We start from the raw sequence: 19,457 nt of genomic DNA, 5'->3' as shown, positions 1-19,457 counted from the left end.
CTAAGATAATTTCATATGGTTGGAGGAGGATGGGTATGGTGAAAAAGGATCGAAATGCTAAAGCGAGTGAGTTGGCCAAACAGATACTAGAGACGTATGAACCTGAATCCGTACAAGATATGCAGGAAGCTCTTAAAGACATCTTTGGTCCAATGTTTGAATCTATGCTAAAAGGCGAGATGAATCACCATCTAGGTTACCAGTCCAACAGTAAAGAAGAGAAAGAATCACTCAACAGAAGAAATGGTTATGGGAAAAAGACGCTTCAAACGAGTTCTGGTGAACTGGATATTCAAGTGCCACGTGATCGAGATGGATCATTTGAACCTCTACTAGTCCCAAAGCGTAAAAAGAATCTCTCTGAGATGGAGGATAAGGTGATCTCGATGTATGCACGAGGTATGTCACAACGTGATATCTCATCTACAATTGAGGAGATCTACGGCTTTTCTATCTCTCACGAGATGGTCTCAGACATCACAGACAGTGTTATGCCAGATCTTGAAGAGTGGCAATTTCGCCCACTTCAAAGCTGTTATTCATTTTTATTTGTAGACTGTATGTATACCACCATTCGTAACCACCACGAGACGAGAAAGTATGCCGTTTATACGATTCTCGGTTATACAATCGAAGGTAAAAAAGAGATCTTGGGTTTGTGGTTAAACGAGACAGAAAGTAAACACAAATGGATGCAGATCTTTGATGAGATTAAGTCCCGAGGCGTTGAAGACATCTTTTTCATTTCGATGGATGGTGTCAGTGGATTAGAAGAAGGCGCAAGAGCTATATTCCCAGAGGTCGTGGTTCAGCGATGTATTGTTCATTTAATACGCAACTCTGTGCGTTATGTGCCCTATAAAGATTACCGGGCTTTTACCAAGTCTCTTAAAACAGTGTATGGTGCTCCGAATTTGAAAGCTTCCCGTAAAGCCTTTGAGGAATTTGAAAAGCAGTGGACACAATATCCTGGTGCCATTGATGTCTGGAGAAGAAACATTCTACATGTTGAACAGCTCTTTGATTATGGAAGTGCGATTCGAAGAATCATGTACACCACCAACGCGGTCGAAAGTGTTCACTCCAGCTTTAGAAAAGTCACTAAAAAAGGAGCATTCCCCCATGAGAATGCTTTATTAAAACTACTCTTTTTACGAATTAGAGAATTAGAAGTGAAATGGTCAACTGGATTCGTTCCTAACTGGGCCCAAGTATTAAATCAGCTATTGATCAATGAAAGCCTACAGGCGAGGGCTGCCAAGTACCTGGAGTAAGAAACTTACACAGTTTATTTGACAAGCCCCGGTCCATTCGAACAACCCATTCCGCAAAACGCCGCTCCGTCCCCGGATATCCATTTAGAAACCATCAGGTAAACAGCTAATCAAGCCAAGGCTCCGCTCCAACAGGCAGCTGAATGCTGCAGTGCCCGCCAAACCTTCCCCATTGCCGGGGCTGCAGCATTCAAAAGCTTCTGCACACATCCTCGAGACCTTCCCCGATTTCATATGCTTACATAGAAGCATAAAAAACCGCCTGACTACTATAAGTCAGACGGTTTTCTTCACGTATTTAAAACAAGCAGATCCTCAAGCTCTTCATTTGAAAGCTCAGTAATCCACTGATCGCCACGAATAATATCTTCGTTCAGTGACTGCTTTTTCTCGAGCATCTTATCAATTTTCTCTTCAATCGTTCCTGAAGATATAAATTTATGCACATGGACAAACCTTGTCTGGCCGATCCGGTAAGCACGATCAGTCGCCTGATTTTCAACGGCAGGGTTCCACCAGCGGTCATAGTGAATGACGTGATTGGCTGCAGTCAGCGTCAGACCTGTACCGCCTGCTTTCAGACTTAAAATGAATACAGGGAATTCGCCTGCCTGAAATTGCTCAACCAGCTGATCGCGCGTTGCCTTTGGTGTTGAACCATTCAGGAAAGGCACTTTAAAGCCGTATTGTTTCTGCAGCACATCCTGAATCATGCGGCCCATTGAAATATACTGCGTAAAAATAATCGTGCCTTCACGGGCTTCTAATATTTGCTCCACAAGATCCATCAGCTTATCCATCTTTTCAGAGCGTGCGACAATGTCAGCAGGTGACTCTTCCTGCAGATAAAGGGCAGGGTGGTCACATAGCTGCTTCAGCTTGTTCAGCATTTGAAGGACCATCCCTTTACGCTCAATGCCTGAGAGCTGCGGGATCTTTTCAAGCGTATCCTGAACGAGCTGCTCATAAAGAGACGCCTGCTCAGATGTTAACGGACAGAATTCCTTCTGTTCAATTTTAGAAGGGAGGTTCAGTCCAACTGCAGGGTCCACCTTTGTCCGGCGCAGCAGGAATGGACGAATCCGTTTCTGCAGCTTCAATGTGAGCTCCTGTGATCCATCACGTTCAATCGGTGCAATGAAGTCTTTTCTAAATGCACCAAGTGAGCCAAGGTAGCCGTGATTAATAAAATCAAATATCGCCCATAGCTCAGACAGTCTGTTTTCCATTGGCGTACCGGTCAGGGCAAGATGGTGCTGCCCATTCAGGCTGCGGATCGCCCTCGACTGTTTTGTGAACGGGTTTTTAATATTCTGTGCCTCATCCAGCGCAACTGCCGCCCATTGTACAGCTGACAGTTCCTCCTGATCAGCGTGGCAGAGGCCGTAAGAGGTGAGCACGACGTCCGCTTTGGCGATAGATGCCGCGAAATCCTCACCCTTTGCACGCACCGGTCCGTAATGAAGCTGCACTTCAAGCTCCGGTGCGAAGCGTTCAATTTCACGCTGCCAGTTCCCAAGAACAGAGGTTGGACTAATAATCAGGAATGGCTGCTCAGGTGATTCAGTCTGTTTGACATGCTGCATGTAACTGATCAGCTGAATTGTTTTGCCAAGTCCCATATCATCTGCCAGACATGCGCCAAAACGGTTGGCACGCAGAAAACTCATCCAGCTATATCCCTGCTGCTGATACGGTCTCAGTTCACCCTGAAGCGTATCAGGGGTAGGGAGGAGCGGGATTTTTCCTGTGTCATTAAGCTTTTCCATCATCGACTTCATCGAGCGGTTCAGCTCAAACTGAATCCGCAGATCATCCGCACTGTCATCCTCTTCTTCATTTAAATGATCATCAAGCAGATCCTGCATACTGATGCCATTCTTTTTCGCAGCCTGCATCGCCTGCTGAATCCGCGCGATCATCGCAGGATCAAGCGCTACCCATTCACCATTTAACTGAACAAAACGGCGTTTTTCCTCTACAAGCGACTGAAATTCATCATCTGACAGCTCCTGTCCGTTAACGGAAATTTTCCAGTCATAATCAACCAGTGAATCAAGGCCGACAAACGACGGACGATAGCTGTGATCACCTTTAACAGAAGCTTTCAGCGCCACATTCGACTTCTGAATCGAACGCCACCATGCAGGAAGCAGGATCTCTACATCAAGTGCAAGAAGCTTTTCACTGCCCTCTGTTAAAAAGAGCCAAGCGCGCTCTTCAGCCATTTCAAGCTGCCACTTATCGTCTTCTTTTAAATAGGGAAGCAGCTTCACCCAGCGATCAAGCTCCTGGGAAATCGCAGCCTCTTCATCCAGCCACCTTTTAGGAAGGGAAGTGGATAACGGCTTTGATAAATCCAGGTCATACGTCCAGTCAGCACGCCTGCTGTCACGCAGAAACGGCTGCATCCGCCATGGTTGTTCTTCAGATTCCGGCTCTTCAAGGCGCAGTCCAAAGCGGTAAGGCAGCTCAAGGTCCTTCTGCTCAACCCACATCTGCCACTTCTTTTCATCAAAATAAGCAGCCAGATCCTCAGCCGTCAGCACGTGCCCTTTGTTAAAAAGACGCTCTGCAAGGTTAGAGCTTCTCGGATGGTGATCAAAAAATGACGTAATTGCATGCTCATACCACTCATTCAAAAACTTTTTCTGATCCGCATCCGCCGCCTCTCCGCTGTAGGACATATCCGCCCACTCGCTCCAGAATTCATTCCCAAGCTTCATTTCAAATGTCTCACCTTCAGCCTCATGATTCCACTCAGCAAGCCACTTTCCTTCAGTAATCCATTCGTATAAAAGGGGAGCGGCATCATACATAAAATCACCCTGCTCAGACAATTCATAGCTCACACGGCCATGGAACTCAGGCTGCGCAAACAATGTCAGCACTGCCCAGCTGTCAAGCGCAATGCTGTCAGCCGGAATGCCGCTAAGGTTTGGAAGGGAAGTGCCATGAAATGATTCCTTATGCCATAAAAGCAGGTTGTACTGCCAGCGTACAGGGTCAATCATTTCACCGTCTTCATTTATAACCCTGATCGAGAAATAACCGTCAGAAAGCGGCAGCACATCAATCTTTTCCATGAATCAATTTCCCCCTCTCACACTCTTCTCTAAACGCACGCAGCCGTCTGTAACGGTCGATCAGCTGCTCCAGATATAATTCGAAACGCGGCTCTTCATTTAAGCCCTGGTAAATTTTCTTCAGCTTTTTCAAATAGCGGACAGCTTTTTTATACGTCTCACGCTGCCTTTTCTGAATCAGACTCTCCACCCATTGATGTAAAAGGGGGGCAGCAAACTCAGGCTTACGCTCCATCAGCTTTTTCAAACCTGCAGCTTCAAGCTCCTCAGGCGTAAAGTCAATCCAGTGAACCAGCTCTACCCATTCTTTATATTTCCCCGCATCAAGCATCACAGCACCCAAGTGCCGCGCGCTGTATGGCAGCAGCTTCTCATACAATTTAATTGTCACATCAGGCACATGCAGTCTCAGCTGCTCACCCTCAATTTTATGAATCAGCCACAGCGCAAAAGACCGTCTATCCGAATGATTCTCCATGCGTGCTAAATAAAGATCCAGCTTTTTCTGCATCGCTTTTAAAACCCTGACTGAGCGGTCAATCTCATCCTCACGCAGCAGCCACTCAAGCCACTGCACTGCATGAGGTACGGCAAGCTCTGAAGATGCCGCAAACTGCTCCTCAAAATCATCATCCTGTCTGAGCAGCGCAAAAATCGTCTGAGCCAGCTGCGTTTCATCCGACTGGTCTATTTTAGCTAAACGTTCAGCCTCAAGCTCACGGTCGCGGCGCTTTGTAAACAGCTGAAACCACATCATGCCGTATACTGAAAAGCTGAGCGGATCCTTTCTCTCAAGCAGTACCGACGTATCGGCCTTAAGCTCCTTGAAAAACGGATCAAACGAAAACGGATGCGCATACACAGTCAGATCATACAAAGCCTTCTGCATCGCCTCCATGACCGTCTCAAGCCCACGCGTAATATCCGCAGAATCCTGATCCACTTTATCAGCCAGATAATGATAATAATAAAACGAAACATACAGCATATATAAAGGAGCCCATTCCTTCTCAACCGGTGCATGCTCCTGAAACTTACGATAGCCCGCTTGAATATAATGCTCCATCAAATAAGAATCTTCCTGAATCTTCTCAAGCGGCATTAAAGCAGCAGTCGTCTCAGCCATTCTGCGCCATGCTTCAGGAGATTTTTGTGCCCGGACAGAGGCATCCTGCTTCTGATTACGCCACGTCTGAATCCACTGACTCACACTCGCATTCTGCTGATAAAACTTAAAAAACGCAGCCATCCGGTGGCGGCACCACGGCTCTTCAGGACAGCTGCAGCTGCTTCCCTTATCCGGATTCAGTGAAATACGCACGCTCACACCATGCACATCACGGACTTTCGCCCTCAGCATCTGATTATTCGCATCAAACCCCATCTCATACACCGTGCCCTGCCTATATAAAAACAATCCTTTCTGCACAAGACGTTCATCAGCCTGATCAGCAGGCGAAAACTGCCTGAACATCCGCTGCTCAAGCCGCTCCATTCCATCTGCAAGCAATTGCGTTTGCATTCACCATCTCCACCTTTTCGAAAAAAAACGTATCTTTTATTATACCGTACTTTTGCTAAAAAACGAAGGGGGAGGGTGAAAAGGGTTTGGTGGGGTGAAGAAGCGGGTGCGTGGGTGCTGGGTGCTGGCTGCGAAAAAAAGAAAAGGTGATGGAAAAAAGCGAAAAGGTGATAGATATATCGCCGGAGCTGCCTTAAAAACCGTGTGCTCGGGCTCCAGAAGGAGAAAAAACAAAAAGGTGTCGTAATAAACGTGGGAGGTGATCGATATACGACAAAAGGTGATCGAATTAACCAGCACAACGGCAAGGCACATTCCGCTCCCGGCATTCCAACAAAAACCAAAAGAAAAGAGCTGAAACCATGATCATTAAAAAACGAGAAATGCCTCTTTATATTAAAACTTTACAATGCATAGCGCGCAGAATGCCCGATTTCCATCCGAAAAAGCAGCTGGTTGAGGAGGAATTGTACAAGCAGATCGCAGGCTTTCAGGGTGAAAAAAGTTCTGATTATTACATTCCGCACCTGGATCCTGCGCCACTGGTGCTTTACAACATCCGTTTGAAAAATGGGGATTTCTATTTTCAGATTGATACGATGCTGATATTTAGTAAAGCAATCTTTATTCTCGAAGTAAAAAATTTAGCTGGAACAATTGAAATCAGATCATCGTATGATCAGGTATTAAAAACAATCAATGATCAAACCTCTGCTCAGAAAAGCTTTCATACTCAGGTTAAACTGCAAAAAGATCATCTTGAAAAATGGATCAGGCGGAATTTTAATTTGAAAATGCCAATTGTCCCGCTGATTATCATGAGCAACCCGCGATCAATCCTGAAAGCAGAATCACCGGAGTTGCTTGAAAATGTTCATCCATCATCTTCGATCCCTTATGCAGTCTATCAGGAATTAGATCATTTATCTTCGAAAAAATACGCTTCTAAACAAATCAGGGTCATTGCCGAGCTGATGGCTGCTGCCCATGAAGAACTTGCAGTCGATTGGTTCGGACGTTTTGGCTTCAGTATAAAGACTTTACTCACAGGGATGTGCTGCCCATCTTGCGAGCAGTTTGCAATCGTCCAACGAAGTATGAAATGGACCTGTACAAATTGTTCGTTCAGCGGATTTCAAATAGTTGAATCTGCACTTGAAGAAGCGTTTTTGTTAATGGGTGAGGGGATCAGAAATAAAGAGTTAAGAAAATTCCTTGGAGACCTATCCACACAGGCCATGAATAGAGTGGCAAGAAAAGCGGATTTACACAAAACCGGATTGACTAAAGGAACAAGATATTACCGGAAAAGGCTGGATAGTAAAGAAACGCCAGAAGCAGAGTGACGATGATTTCCCAGGGACATGAAGAGGGGCTGGGTGGAAAAAAGTAAAAAGTGATCGAAAACAGAGAAAAGGTGATAGATAAAATGATAAAGGTGATCCAAATAATCAGCTCCTGCAACCATCAAGGTTGAAAAAGCAAAAAGGTTATGCGAATTAAGCGCAAAGGTGATAGATAAATCCCAAAAGGTGACTTAATTAAGCCTCGCCCGGACGCGTCACCACCCCCAACGCCTCGCCCACCCCGCCTTGACCCGTCGCCCTGGCCCCCCGCCACCAACCACCAAAAAAAGCCCCGCATCAGCGAGGCTTCCACAAAATCAATTCGGCAATGCACCTAACAGCACATATTTCCAATTGTTCCGTTCATCTGTATAACCTAAGTTATCAAATGTCAGGCGGTTAAATTTCATTGGGGTAATATAAGGCATGTTGTTTCGTTCAACCTGTTCCGGATCAACGACTACCCATTCGCCGGCTTCCAGTTCACTTATAATCTGCTGACGGTCGCCGTCCAGTATACCGAGTTCAACCATTCGCGGTTCAACGAGTCCAAGCTCATTCATTACATAAACTGTCGAGTTGTTCAGTCCGATTACGGGCATTGTCACAGCATTTGCTGCTGTATCCAGTATGATTTCATTTACAACATGCTGTCCGACAAACCAGTCTTCAGCAGCTGTAAGTAAATCAATATCAACGGGATACTGACTTTTGTCATTGAGCTGAGGCTCCTGTTCAGGAATAAGAGGGTTAGATGACACAGTTCCATCACCAATTGATGCTGCAACAGGTGAGGTGACGCGTGTCTGCATACCTTCAAGTACCAGCTTTGCCTCTTCATCAGTCAGCTTAGCGTGAGAAGCCAGTGTATCAGTGTAGATGGTCATCAGCGGGTGACTGATGTCTTCAGCAAGACTTGCAATCTGCCCTTCATATTCACTCGCCACTGTAACAACAGGGCTATTCAGTAATCCGTCAGCAAGACTTACATACTTTTCACGCTCAGCTTCGAGGCGCTCAATGTCTGCTTCCTGCTCACCAATCTGCTGGTTGATCAGTGAACGTGTCTGAGCAACGGTCGCATCTGATACGTCAATACCAACTTCAAGTTCCACAGTAATGAGCAGTTGTTCATCATTTATAGAGCTTGATGGACTTGCGCTTGCTGATGATGACGAAGTAGATGAAGCGATTTGGCGTTCAATGGACTCCAGTTCTGTTATGTATGATTCTACTGCATCAATCTCCCCATCAAGCTGTTGTATTTCTGATTCGAATACAAGGCGCTGTTCTTCAAGGTCTGTCACTGTATACTCATACAGTGGTGTCCCGGGAGAAACCTGATCGCCTTCTTCAACTAAAAACTGTGTGAACATGCCAAGCTGCTCGGAAAAATACACTTTTTCTTCAAGTGCAGTTTGCACAACACCATTTTTAACCATTATTTCTTCTACCGTTTCATTTTGAGTCGTTTTCTGGTCGTGTACAATTGACGTTCTGTCCACGAGCAGTAAGTCATGTTTAATGAAGAAAAGGTTCACGCCGACAAAAATTACTGCGAGAACGCTGATCAGCCATTTACTCCCATTACTCACAATTGCCAGCCTCCCTTATAAAAATAAATATTGATAGAACGGAAGCCACTCGAGTGTAGCTGTTGCGCTCCAGAACAAAATGTTGAAAATTAAGATAATGAGAAAAGCAGCCCATCTTCTCAAATTCGTCAATTTACGCAGTGTCATGAACTGCCAGTAAATGACCCAGAATTTAAAAAGTGAAATGGTTCCCAGAAAATAGATAATCCATGCGTGATCAATAAATAATTGTCCAATTACACCCCAGGCGAATGGTGAAGAATACCAGTCGATGCCCTGCCATACGATTAAAGCAATAAAGCTTAACCGTTCAAGTAAAAGAATCACCACTGGGAAAAAAGATAAGGCGAGCGCTTGTTTGAATGTAACCTGTTTTGCGATTAACCAGTTAAAGACCGCTGGTAACAGTAAAATGATCAATACATACAAAAATCCCTGAGCCAGACTGCCCAAGAGGAAATAAAATCTTTGCAAATCATATTCTAGTCCGTAAAAAGTGACAAAATTCCCGGCCCACTCCTGAGTGCCCATCCCAATTAGGGCGCCAAAGCCGTATAAAAATAATCCTGCAATAAAAGCAGCGGTAATATAACGTTTAATATGTAGATCAGTGGAGCTATCTGATACAAAATCTATCATTCTGACGGGGGCTTTTAGTCCCTCGCGTAAACCAAACCGCATCCTTAAACCTCCCGAAAAGTCATCGCTTTCTCTATTGTAAAGAAAAACACTGATCTTGTCACTGCTTGAAGTTATTTGAAATTAATTGTTCCTTGTTAAATTTTACATCGATGAACTGCCTTCGATAAAAAAACTGCTGCCACTTACATGACAACAGTTTACTTGATATGCGTTTTTGCGACCTTCATCAGGCTGATAAATAAATCGACACTATTTTTTTGCCTGTTAACGGGCATTTGGGACAGCGTACGTATTTCATTAAGCAATAAAGGATTTTCCCTTAAAAAGTCTACTAACTGCTGATCCTCAGCTTTCAATACTTTTTGGGTAATTTCATATTTTGCTTCTTTTATTACTTCTTTATCAGTTGTTTCATATAATACAAGTGCCATAAAAGTATCATTATCGATTTTGTATATGTCTTTCATTTTACGGAGAATATCGATCGGAAGCTGACGAATACCGTTTTCATAATTAGATAGTGTGGAGGGAAGGATATTTAATTGATAGGCAGCATCTTTTTGACTAATCTCTACAATCTCTTCACGATAGTACTTCAGCATATGTGCAACTGACATTGTATTCACCTTCTTCATTTCCGAATACTTTTACAATATCGGTCTCTGAAGGTTTAAAAATAATAATACACGATATGTTAATTAATTTTGATTAACATATCGTGTATTATCTAGTATAATAAGAAATTATAAAATACAATAAATTAGTAATTTTCTGATAAATGGAGGATATGGGAATGGATTCTTTTCATAATTGGGTGCGTGAAACGAGTATTGAATTTGAGGAAAAACTGTCCAGAGCATTGAAGCCGGAGGAAATTGACTTTTTAAAATGGGTAGAAGAACAATTTTTAATAACAGAAAAGCAAGTATAGAGAGAAACGGTCATTTCATAAAATCTCAGCTCCCGCATAGCGTCGGAGTGCCTTTGTAGAAGCTGCCATCATGAATTTTGGAGGATTTTATGAACAATTACACATTTCGATTTGAAAAGCTGCCGAAAAACCTGAACAAAATTTTAAACGATTTCTATGTATATGAAACCGTACAGGATTTCGAGCGGCTTCCGCATTACAACTTTTTCAGACAGCTGTATCAACTGTTTTACAGCGAACGAAAAGTCTTTATTGAATCATGTGAGTTTTACGAGCAACAATCTGCACCACATCTAACCAACTTCACGATCACACTTCGCGGAAAATCGTCCTTTAACATTAACATCTCATGCAATATTAAAACCCGTACAATCATTTTTACCTTCCCACACGACGAAGCCTATTGTCAGCGCTCATTAAGCAGCGTCTTGAGCTATGCATTTAACTACTCCCGGCCGTCTGTTCAACAAAATCAACCCTACCTGCCGAATGAAGAACGAATCATCTGGTCAGGTTTAGTGTGGAGAGAAAGAAGGTAATATACAAAAAAACACATATCGGAGCGATTATTATGGCAATGGAACAATTAACAAGCAATCATCTATCAACTATTCTAAAAGAAGCACACACAAAAGGTGAAAAAGAAGAGCTGACAGCAGAACAAATGGTGCAGTGGCTTGCTTCACAATTAAATACATCTGATGCAACGTAAAAAGAGCTTCCCTGAGTGGAGCTCTTTTTACGTTTTGATGCCTTAGATTATCAGGGTTCACAATCGTAAGTGTGTTGCGTTCAATCAACCCTGACTAATGCGTAGTAGCAACTTTACTGTTATATCAACACATGCCTAAACCTGATTCCCAAGCAGAGTCTCCATATGATCAATCCCTTTACCAGTCAGTTGATAATGCATCTGACCTTCATGTTTGATTTTTTCGACGAGTGGTCGTGAGCGGCTGAGTGCGATCTGGATTGCTTTAGACGAATATTCAGTAGCAAAATACTTTTTCAGCACATCATACACTTCTTTTGCAGACATATGTGCCTGATCAAATTCCTTCATATAAATGTAAAGAATACTTAGTGCCTGATCTTCTACACGCTCGAGCATGCGCGGGTCAGGATTGTTCTCAAAGTTGAATTCACCCAGCTCTATTTCATCAGGTTGAGTATCAATTGGGGGCGATTCACCTGATGTACTTGAGAGTAAAGTATCGAGATAAGCAAAACCTGATTCAGTAACTTCGTATATTTTCTGAAGATCCTGCTGTCCTGCTTCCTGCAGATAACCTTTCTTTACACAAGTATGCACGCTAAGGTGAATGTTGTTAGGGACACTATGGCGCGCTTCACGGAATTGTTTACGCACCATTTTTGCAGTGAAGGAGGGCTGCTGTTTAAAGTTTGACAGGTAGTAGGCCATGGCGAGAGTAAATTGCCACTCTGAATTGAGGGGGAGCTTTTCAAGAAACTTTTGAATATCCGGTTTTTCGCCAGCATTAGACGGAGACAGAGGTTTAGGCGCTTCAGGAGTGCTCTTCTCAACTTCAAATGTGTTAGAAATCTTCCCCCGTCTTCCTGCGGCTGGCTTTAAATCCTCTTTCATCATTTTTGAGAGGTAGGACTGCACCACTTTTTCATGCTCATCCACAAATGACCGGTCACCTGATACTGCGTATTCAAAATCTTTATAACGAACACTCAACTGATATGTTTCCTGACCCATTTTACCGCCTCCTAAAGTTTTATCTCTCTTTGTATGATAATTATAGTTCTTTTATCGGATTAAAACAACACTTTTGTTCTTTATTGAGAATATATTTTTAAATGCTGCACTTTTTAGTGAAAACACCCCTTTAAAAGCATGCTCAAAATACCATTTCTCTATACAGTGTTTAGAAAATAGTAAAAGCGGTCATAGTACAAGAAACATTTAATGAAAGGGGAGAGGTTATGATGTTGCTCGACCCAATGGGAAAAGTCCTATTTATGGAAATCTGTAAAAGGCTTCGTGACAACAAATTGACGGTGGATGACCACCAGTTTTATAAAGATCAGGATGTGACAGAGGCCGTATTTGCGTTGCCGGATTATTTGGTCGAAAGAGAGGGTAATCCTGAATTTGAAAAGGATATCGCCGTTGTAAAATACGAGGGTGATTCGCAGAAAATGAAGGAAAATCAGATTGATGGCGTTGTGCTGAAATTTTATACAAAGCGTCTGAAAGCACTCGGTCTGTATGAGTCGATCTCTGACATTGAACTGTTTCAGCGAAAAAATAATACATCATCCATTGAATTTTTTGTTGATCAGGTATTTGCAGATGAAAAGGTGCAGGAATGGTTTGAAAAGCTCTTCAGTGAACTGGATGAGCAGATGACGGGGATTTATGGAGATGAGATAAAGGAAATTCCGATTGTTCTTTTACCGAGGAAGCTGCATGACCTGCCGCTTCATACCACATAAAAAATCTGCAGTTCATGTTGAACTGCAGCCTCTGTTTCTTCTATTAATAATGTTCTTTCTCTTGTGACTTCCAGCTTAAATAGGTTGCGAAGCCGATCATCCCAACAATCATCACAAATTCAATCAAAAATGATTCGTTGAAAGATGTCTGGAACATGTCAGTGAAAACCTTCAGCCCGATATAAGAAATAAGTAAAATAGCGATTAATGCGCTGGCCAGATTATGGAGCTTCACCGAATCACACCTCCTGTAAATCTCTATGATGTCAAAAGCTATTGAAGTGGTTTACATTTTTTTTCATCAATACTAAAGCCAATTCTTGAACCTGGAACTGTGCCTGTTATACTTACATTTCGAACATTTGAAGGCTGCATTGACTGTATGTAGAAATGCTGTTCATCAGACTCGAAAAGAATTTCTTTTTGCATCAGGTTTCGCCTCCCTTTGACAACATCTTACGCCCTCAAATACCCTCAATCAATAAAATCATCATTTCTTAATCACCTTGTTACATAAATAATATATAAAGACAAAAAACGACAAAATCCCTGCTGAATCTGTTACAGTAAAAAAACATTCCGAAATATGTTTATCTTTTTAAAAAAAGGGTATAATTTTTAAGCTAACCTATTAAAAGTTGATTTATGAATATTTTTACTGTCAGAAAGGGGTCCGCAATGGCTGACACACATCTTCAACCAACCTTAAACAATTTAACCGAAACCATTTTAGATCATAGAATTGATCTGGCAAAATCCATTACCGAAAAACAGAATAAACGCTACGAAAGACTTGAAGCCTTTTCAGATAATCTCCTGGAATTCCGTATTGAGCTTGTTACGCTATACGGTGAAGCGTTATCGTTGTCAAAAGATGAGCGTGAAAGCCGGATTGAAAACTGGGGAACAAAAACCGGACAGGCATGCGCAGAAATGGGTATCTCGCTTGATTCCATGTTAAAAGAAGTTCCTGAATACCGTGCAGCGATCGGCGATATTATCAAAGAAACAGCAATTACATACGATTATTCACTGTCTGAATTATATGAAGTTCTATCGGTACTCGACCGCACTGTTGATGATGTCGTATATTATTTCTGCCTGCCATTTGTAGAGGTCCAGACAAAGTCGCTTCAGGCATCCCAGGAGCAGATGCTTGAAATGTCAGTACCTGTTGTTCCGATTGATGCCGGAGTCGCTGTATTGCCGCTTGTAGGGACAATTGATACCCATCGTGCGAAGCTGATTATGGAAGAATCACTGACTAAGTGCCTCGAGCTGAATGTGAGTGAGTTCGTGATTGACCTGTCCGGTGTGGCGATGGTTGATACATTTGTTGCGCATAAGCTGTTCCAGGTGATCGATTCATTAAAACTAATTGGAGTAAAGCCAAAAATTTCAGGCATCTCACCTGAAATGGCCCAGACAATTGTACAGTTAGGTCTTAATTTTTCAGATATTCCATCATACGCAACATTGAAATCTGCTTTAAAAGAGATTGGGTTTGAGAAATTAATCAATAGCCACGTATAAATTATAATTTTGTACTGCCTATATATGATGTCTGAATCAACTTCAGGCATCATATAGGGGCTTTTTTATTTATCTGTAAGATAGGGAAAGAATCTTAATCCCATCAGAATATTTAATTCACTCAAAAATGACCGTTAAATATGTTAGAGTTGCTATAGAACTTAAATTGGAGGTCTTTGATGAAAAAAATTATTTTTACATTTCTTCCTTTTGTTTTGTTTCTAACTATTCCCTCAATTGCAGAAGCAGAATTTAAAGATGTGTCTTTATTTCAAAAAGAAATAAATTACTTAACAGAACTTGAGATTATTCAAGGGCATACTGATGGGACTTTTAGGCCGAAAGATCATATTCAGCGCGTACATGCAGTAGAAATGATTTTGCGTGAAATGAATATTGCCGATTTTTCTGCTCCTGATCCTGGCTTCACTGATATGAAGCCTGGGGATTATGGTTATAAAAAAGTGGCTAAAGCTGTGGAACTAGGCTTCATTAATGGTATTGAATCGTATGACGGCTCACTGTATTTTAATCCAACAGGGTCACTTACCAGGGCAGAAATGGCTAAAATAATGGTTGAAGGCTATGATTTAATTGAGAATCAGGGTATTTCATTTATTGATGTAAACATGGTTCATTGGGCAAATCATTATGTAAATAGATTGGCTACTGCTAACATTACGATTGGGCACGAAGATAGTGAATTCAAACCGAATGACTCCTTGTCGAGGCAACACTTCGCAGTATTTATGGCACGCCTGTTAGATGACCAATTTAAAAATAAAGCTTCAAATATCAGTTACTTGCCTGAACTTACAAAACAATTAGTTTACAAATCAGGCGATGACAAAATTGTGTTTTCCCATTCTCGTGATCAGTTATGGTTAAAAACAGTTTATAATCATGCAGGAGAAGTAATGATCTCCAAAGAAGAGTCATTTGTAGAAACACAAAACGGTGTCGTTTTTTCAAGACCGCAACTGGTCTTTAATTTTACGCTTGGTTATCCAATTAAAGTGGGTCACAAATGGATTGATGAAAATGCAGTTAAAATGGAGATCACAGATTTAAATAGCACTGTCAGGACTTCTGCCGGGACTTTTTCAAATGTAGTTAAAGTTCAAAAAAGTAATGGATATACAGATTATTTTGCTCCTGGAATTGGATTAGTTAAATCTGTCCCTCCTGCTACTGGTTACTTCCCAGTAGAATTAATCGAAATAAAAGAATAAATATATGTTTGATTAAATATGGAAAACCCCTGTTATGAAACCGTAACAGGGGTTTTTATGTTAATCCCTAAATATCCTATTTCGATTACAATTCAAACATAAAGTGGATTAACTAAAAAAATCTAATTTTATACATATATATTACAAAAAGATTACGAATTTTTTAAATTATTATACTAATCTTCATAAAATATGGATATAATGTTTAAAAAGGGGGAATTTGATGAATAAATTTGGTAAAAGATTAGTAGCTATTGCAGGAACTATGGTGTTATCAACAGGTATTGCGTACACGTCGGAAGCAAGCAACCCTTTCAAAGATGTAAAAGAAAATGATCCTAATTTTGAAATTCTTGAACGTACATATCATGAGGACATTTTTTCAGGTTATGCAACGGATGAAGACACGGGAAAAGTAGAAATCAGACCCTTTGATTTCGTAAGCAGAGCTCAGGCTGCAAAAATGCTTACTACAGCACTTGGCTATCCTGAAGCTACACAGGAACTGAGCAAGTATTCAGATGTAAAAGAGACTTTTTGGGGACATGACTATATTACATTGGCATCTGAGCTGAACATTGTGAATGGCTATCCAGGTGGGACGTATAAATCGAATAACGTATTAACAAGAGCAGAGGCAGCAAAAATAATTGTAACTGCATTTGATATTCCTTATGAACTTAGTGACAATGAAACAGGATTCGATGACGTAGGTGAGGGTCATTGGGCTGCCCCCTATGTAAAAGCATTAGTAAACACAGGAATAACGAATGGTACATCTGATACAACTTTTTCTCCTGATCAAAAAGTTCCGAGGTATCAAATGGCAACTTTTACGGATCGGTTTTATCAGAATCATGAGATAGAGAATGAAAAAGCTTTTGTATTAGTCAGAGGTGTTGTCAAAGAAATGCAAAATACATTTTATTATTATTTAGAGTTAAATGATATCTCAGAAGAGCGTGTTCCTTTTAAAGACTTTAAAGAAGAAATGCTTAAGCATGTAACATCAGGCTTAGAGCCTGATGTTGAAAAGAATTATGATGAACATTGCAGAAACTGTGACAGTATTGTATATGATGCAGCACTGGGGCATAAGATTAACTACAAGGTTCTGGAGAATACTAACAATAAAGTGATGATAGAGTATGTTGAACCAGGGAACCCGCTTACCCCAATTACAAAGTATACTCTCGGTATTGTAAAAGATAATGACAAATGGAAGGTTAACCAATACGACAAAGAATATTTTGAAAAAGATTCTGATATTCTTAACCTGTCAACAAATGAATCACTTAATTATGTAGAATCTGTTTACCGGAAAAATGCATTTAACAATGTGACGAACGTTGAATTGATTAAAGAGGACGCCAATGTTTATAAAATTGGAATTAATACGAATAGGGAGTATCTAGAGGTAGAAGTGGATAAAAGCTTCGGGCTGTTGCAATAAAAAATAAAGCCACTGTTCAGCTGAACAGTGGCTTTATATATGGTTAACCTATTAGTCTAGGATTTTAATATCTACTGTTTGAACGCCATAGTTAAGTGCGTCTTGTTGAGAAGGGATAAATAGATCGATTTTACTCCCTTTGATTGCGCCGCCAGTGTCTCCAGCGATCGCTTCGCCATAACCTTCAACCCATACACGTGAACCAAGCGGGATAACGTTAGGGTCTACTGCGATTACTTTCTGGTTAGGATTTGAGCGCAGGTCAATTCCTGTTGCTGTGATACCAGAGCAGCCTGTGCAATATGCAGTGTATGCTGTAGCTGTAACTGTCATTTCCTGAGCTGCTTCAGATGATGGTGCTTCGCCACCAGTTCCTTCTACACCTTCAGTTGACTGAGTTTGACCTGAGTCCTGAGCTGTTTCTTCAGCTGGCTGTTCTTGCGCTGGCGCTGCTGCTTGAGCAGGTGCCGCTGCCTGTCCAACTACTGAGAATTCCTGTCCAGGGAAAATTAGGTCACTTGAAAGGCCATTCCAGCTCATAAGTTCACCTACAGAAATTCCGTGTTCAGTTGCGATCTTATAAAGTGTGTCGCCTTTCACTACTGTATAAGTGTCGTTTGAAGTTGTAGCTTCTGCTTCACCAGATACCTTAAGTGTTTGTTCCGGGAAAATTAAAGTAGAAGAAAGATTATTCCACTTCTGAATCTGTTCTACTGTTACATTATTATTTTGAGAGATGCTCCAAAGAGTGTCACCTTTTTTGACTGAGTAATCTGCTGCTGATGCTGACGCTGCTGCGCCTGTAGACAATGCTGCGATTGCGGTTAGTGCAACGATTTGTTTTTTCATGATTGAATTACCTCCTTTTCACTAACAGGACCTAGCATAACACGCATACATTTCACAGCAATAACAAAACCATTAGAGAGAGATAACAATTACATTACATGCTAATTTGTCTATACAGCGTTGACATGTGTGCACGTGAGGACTATACTATACTACATTATTGGAAAGGATAGTTTAATGATTTAAAGTGTAAGAGAGGAGTAGAATATTGATGGATCGAGTCGTTAACTTTTCGGCGGGACCTTCAGCAATGCCACTCGAAGTACTGATGCGAGCGCAATCTGAACTCGTCGATACAAATCAGGCTGGCATGTCGGTTATGGAGATGAGTCACCGATCGAAAGCCTTCGAAGGCATTTTAGAGAACACAAAACACCTTTTGAAGAAAGTCATGAATATCCCTGAAAACTATAAAATTTTATTTTTACAGGGGGGTGCTTCGTTACAATTCAGCATGATCCCGTTAAATTTGTTACAAAAAGATCACGAAGCGGCCTACATTATTACAGGCTCATGGTCCCAAAAAGCACTGGAAGAGGCTAAAAAGGTCGGACAAACGACCGTCGCAGCAACATCCGAAGAGACCCAGTTTAGAAATATTCCGGATTTCTCTCAGATTACACATAGAGAAAACTTATCCTACGTACACATCACAGGTAACAATACAATAGAAGGAACACGATTTACGACGCTCCCAAAAACAGATGCGCCAATCATTAATGACTGGTCTTCCGGGATCCTTTCAGAAGAAATCAACGTCAGTGATTACGGCGTGATCTATGCAGGTGCCCAGAAAAACCTGGGACCATCCGGTGTCACCGTTGTGATTATCCGTGACGACCTGATCGGACACGCACCTGACAACCTGCCGACCATGCTTGATTACAAAACGCATGAAAAGGCAGATTCGCTTTATAACACACCACCGACATTTGGTATTTATATGATCGGTCTGATGCTCGAGTGGATTGATTCACTTGGCGGTGTAAAAGAAATCGAGAAGCGCAACCGTGAAAAAGCTTCACTCTTATATGAAGCCATTGATCTATCAAACTTGTTTTATTCGCCGGTGAAAAAGGAAGACCGTTCACTGATGAACATTCCTTTTAAAACAGATAGTGAAGAAACGGATCAAGCATTTATTGAATTTGCAGCTTCTAAGCAACTGGTCGAGTTAAAAGGTCACCGCTCAGTAGGCGGTATGCGGGCGAGTATGTATAATGCGATGCCGATTGAGGATGTTGAGCGGCTGTGCAGTGCGATGCGGGAGTTTGAGGAGAATGTGAAGTAGGATACTGTGAAGCTATAAGTAATGAAGTTTTCACTATCTAAATTCGACTTTCTTCTATATAAATAGTAAGAAGCTGCAATGTATTTAAAATCCATCAGCTGACGGGCTGCGCGGAAGGCGGGGACTCCAGCGGCGGAAAAGGGACAGATGAGACCTTACGGCGAAGCCGGAGGGGCTCACCGCCCGGCCGCGGAAAGCTTCCGCCTGGAGCGCAGACCGGCAGCATTCCATTACAAT

At 41.8% G+C, this 19,457-nt stretch carries 19 protein-coding genes; 10 read left to right on the top strand and 9 right to left on the bottom strand.

All coding sequences use genetic code 11. The features are described 5' to 3' along the window. Nucleotides 1-29 precede the first annotated feature (29 nt). A complete protein-coding gene (locus tag DH10bf12_RS00540) occupies nucleotides 30-1,274 on the top strand; it encodes an IS256 family transposase (RefSeq protein ID WP_471736684.1) in 1,245 nt (414 codons plus the stop codon). A gap of 290 nt (nucleotides 1,275-1,564) precedes the next feature. Here DH10bf12_RS00540 and DH10bf12_RS00535 read toward each other — a convergent pair whose 3' ends face one another. Both DH10bf12_RS00535 and DH10bf12_RS00530 read right to left on the bottom strand, forming a co-directional pair. After that, nucleotides 1,565-4,360, bottom strand: coding sequence for a DEAD/DEAH box helicase (locus DH10bf12_RS00535; protein WP_471736683.1), 2,796 nt, complete (start codon nucleotides 4,358-4,360; stop codon nucleotides 1,565-1,567). Beyond that, nucleotides 4,347-5,882, bottom strand: coding sequence for an SWIM zinc finger family protein (locus DH10bf12_RS00530; protein ID WP_471736682.1), 1,536 nt, complete (start codon nucleotides 5,880-5,882; stop codon nucleotides 4,347-4,349). Before DH10bf12_RS00530 ends, DH10bf12_RS00535 begins: the two co-directional genes overlap by 14 nt. Nucleotides 5,883-6,244: 362 nt before the next feature. On the opposite strand from DH10bf12_RS00530, the gene DH10bf12_RS00525 reads away from it, so the two are divergent. Continuing rightward, the gene (locus DH10bf12_RS00525) at nucleotides 6,245-7,228 is read left to right on the top strand and encodes a nuclease-related domain-containing protein (protein ID WP_471736681.1); all 984 of its coding nucleotides are present in this window, start codon (nucleotides 6,245-6,247) and stop codon (nucleotides 7,226-7,228) included. A gap of 317 nt (nucleotides 7,229-7,545) precedes the next feature. Here DH10bf12_RS00525 and DH10bf12_RS00520 read toward each other — a convergent pair whose 3' ends face one another. The 3 genes from DH10bf12_RS00520 to DH10bf12_RS00510 form a co-directional block, all read right to left on the bottom strand. Further along, nucleotides 7,546-8,823, bottom strand: a complete 1,278-nt coding sequence (locus tag DH10bf12_RS00520) for a permuted SH3 domain-containing protein (RefSeq protein ID WP_471736680.1) — start codon at nucleotides 8,821-8,823, stop codon at nucleotides 7,546-7,548. A 15-nt stretch (nucleotides 8,824-8,838) separates the two neighbouring features. After that, nucleotides 8,839-9,504: a hypothetical protein gene (locus DH10bf12_RS00515; RefSeq protein WP_471736679.1), complete on the bottom strand. Its 666-nt coding sequence runs from the start codon at nucleotides 9,502-9,504 to the stop codon at nucleotides 8,839-8,841. A 158-nt stretch (nucleotides 9,505-9,662) separates the two neighbouring features. Beyond that, nucleotides 9,663-10,082 carry a helix-turn-helix domain-containing protein gene (locus DH10bf12_RS00510; RefSeq protein WP_471736678.1) on the bottom strand — a complete coding sequence of 140 codons (420 nt, stop codon included), beginning with the start codon at nucleotides 10,080-10,082 and terminating at the stop codon, nucleotides 9,663-9,665. Nucleotides 10,083-10,258: 176 nt separating this feature from the next. Here DH10bf12_RS00510 and DH10bf12_RS00505 point away from each other — a divergent pair, with 176 nt between their 5' ends. From DH10bf12_RS00505 to DH10bf12_RS00495, 3 genes are all read left to right on the top strand, one after another. After that, on the top strand, nucleotides 10,259-10,396 hold the full coding sequence (locus DH10bf12_RS00505) for a hypothetical protein (protein WP_471736677.1): 138 nt from the start codon (nucleotides 10,259-10,261) through the stop codon (nucleotides 10,394-10,396). An 89-nt stretch (nucleotides 10,397-10,485) separates the two neighbouring features. Next, nucleotides 10,486-10,935, top strand: coding sequence for a hypothetical protein (locus DH10bf12_RS00500; RefSeq protein ID WP_471736676.1), 450 nt, complete (start codon nucleotides 10,486-10,488; stop codon nucleotides 10,933-10,935). Nucleotides 10,936-10,967: 32 nt separating this feature from the next. Next, nucleotides 10,968-11,108 carry a hypothetical protein gene (locus DH10bf12_RS00495; protein WP_471736675.1) on the top strand — a complete coding sequence of 47 codons (141 nt, stop codon included), beginning with the start codon at nucleotides 10,968-10,970 and terminating at the stop codon, nucleotides 11,106-11,108. Nucleotides 11,109-11,243: 135 nt separating this feature from the next. On the opposite strand, the gene DH10bf12_RS00490 is transcribed toward DH10bf12_RS00495, so the two are convergent. Beyond that, the gene (locus DH10bf12_RS00490; protein ID WP_471736674.1) at nucleotides 11,244-12,122 is read right to left on the bottom strand and encodes a hypothetical protein; all 879 of its coding nucleotides are present in this window, start codon (nucleotides 12,120-12,122) and stop codon (nucleotides 11,244-11,246) included. A gap of 227 nt (nucleotides 12,123-12,349) precedes the next feature. Here DH10bf12_RS00490 and DH10bf12_RS00485 point away from each other — a divergent pair, with 227 nt between their 5' ends. Then, nucleotides 12,350-12,862 (top strand): hypothetical protein, encoded by a 513-nt coding sequence (locus DH10bf12_RS00485; RefSeq protein ID WP_471736673.1) that lies wholly within the window; start codon nucleotides 12,350-12,352, stop codon nucleotides 12,860-12,862. 43 nt (nucleotides 12,863-12,905) lie between these two features. On the opposite strand, the gene DH10bf12_RS00480 is transcribed toward DH10bf12_RS00485, so the two are convergent. Continuing rightward, nucleotides 12,906-13,097: a hypothetical protein gene (locus tag DH10bf12_RS00480; protein WP_471736672.1), complete on the bottom strand. Its 192-nt coding sequence runs from the start codon at nucleotides 13,095-13,097 to the stop codon at nucleotides 12,906-12,908. A gap of 38 nt (nucleotides 13,098-13,135) precedes the next feature. After that, nucleotides 13,136-13,291, bottom strand: a complete 156-nt coding sequence (locus tag DH10bf12_RS00475; RefSeq protein WP_471736671.1) for a hypothetical protein — start codon at nucleotides 13,289-13,291, stop codon at nucleotides 13,136-13,138. A gap of 249 nt (nucleotides 13,292-13,540) precedes the next feature. On the opposite strand from DH10bf12_RS00475, the gene DH10bf12_RS00470 reads away from it, so the two are divergent. From DH10bf12_RS00470 to DH10bf12_RS00460, 3 genes are all read left to right on the top strand, one after another. Beyond that, entirely contained in the window at nucleotides 13,541-14,395 is an 855-nt protein-coding gene (locus DH10bf12_RS00470) for an STAS domain-containing protein (RefSeq protein WP_471736670.1), read from the top strand. Between the two features lie 179 nt (nucleotides 14,396-14,574). Further along, nucleotides 14,575-15,627 (top strand): S-layer homology domain-containing protein, encoded by a 1,053-nt coding sequence (locus tag DH10bf12_RS00465; RefSeq protein ID WP_471736669.1) that lies wholly within the window; start codon nucleotides 14,575-14,577, stop codon nucleotides 15,625-15,627. 223 nt (nucleotides 15,628-15,850) lie between these two features. Continuing rightward, nucleotides 15,851-17,080, top strand: a complete 1,230-nt coding sequence (locus DH10bf12_RS00460; protein WP_471736668.1) for an S-layer homology domain-containing protein — start codon at nucleotides 15,851-15,853, stop codon at nucleotides 17,078-17,080. Between the two features lie 51 nt (nucleotides 17,081-17,131). On the opposite strand, the gene DH10bf12_RS00455 is transcribed toward DH10bf12_RS00460, so the two are convergent. After that, the gene (locus DH10bf12_RS00455) at nucleotides 17,132-17,929 is read right to left on the bottom strand and encodes a 3D domain-containing protein (protein ID WP_471736667.1); all 798 of its coding nucleotides are present in this window, start codon (nucleotides 17,927-17,929) and stop codon (nucleotides 17,132-17,134) included. Between the two features lie 211 nt (nucleotides 17,930-18,140). Here DH10bf12_RS00455 and serC point away from each other — a divergent pair, with 211 nt between their 5' ends. Then, nucleotides 18,141-19,220, top strand: a complete 1,080-nt coding sequence (gene serC, locus DH10bf12_RS00450; RefSeq protein WP_471736666.1) for a 3-phosphoserine/phosphohydroxythreonine transaminase — start codon at nucleotides 18,141-18,143, stop codon at nucleotides 19,218-19,220. Nucleotides 19,221-19,457 lie beyond the last annotated feature (237 nt).

The sequence above is a fragment of the Jeotgalibacillus sp. 10bf12 genome, from assembly GCF_055597105.1.
Note: the sequence above shows the minus strand (reverse complement) of the source record. Positions and strands in the feature narration are given on the sequence as shown.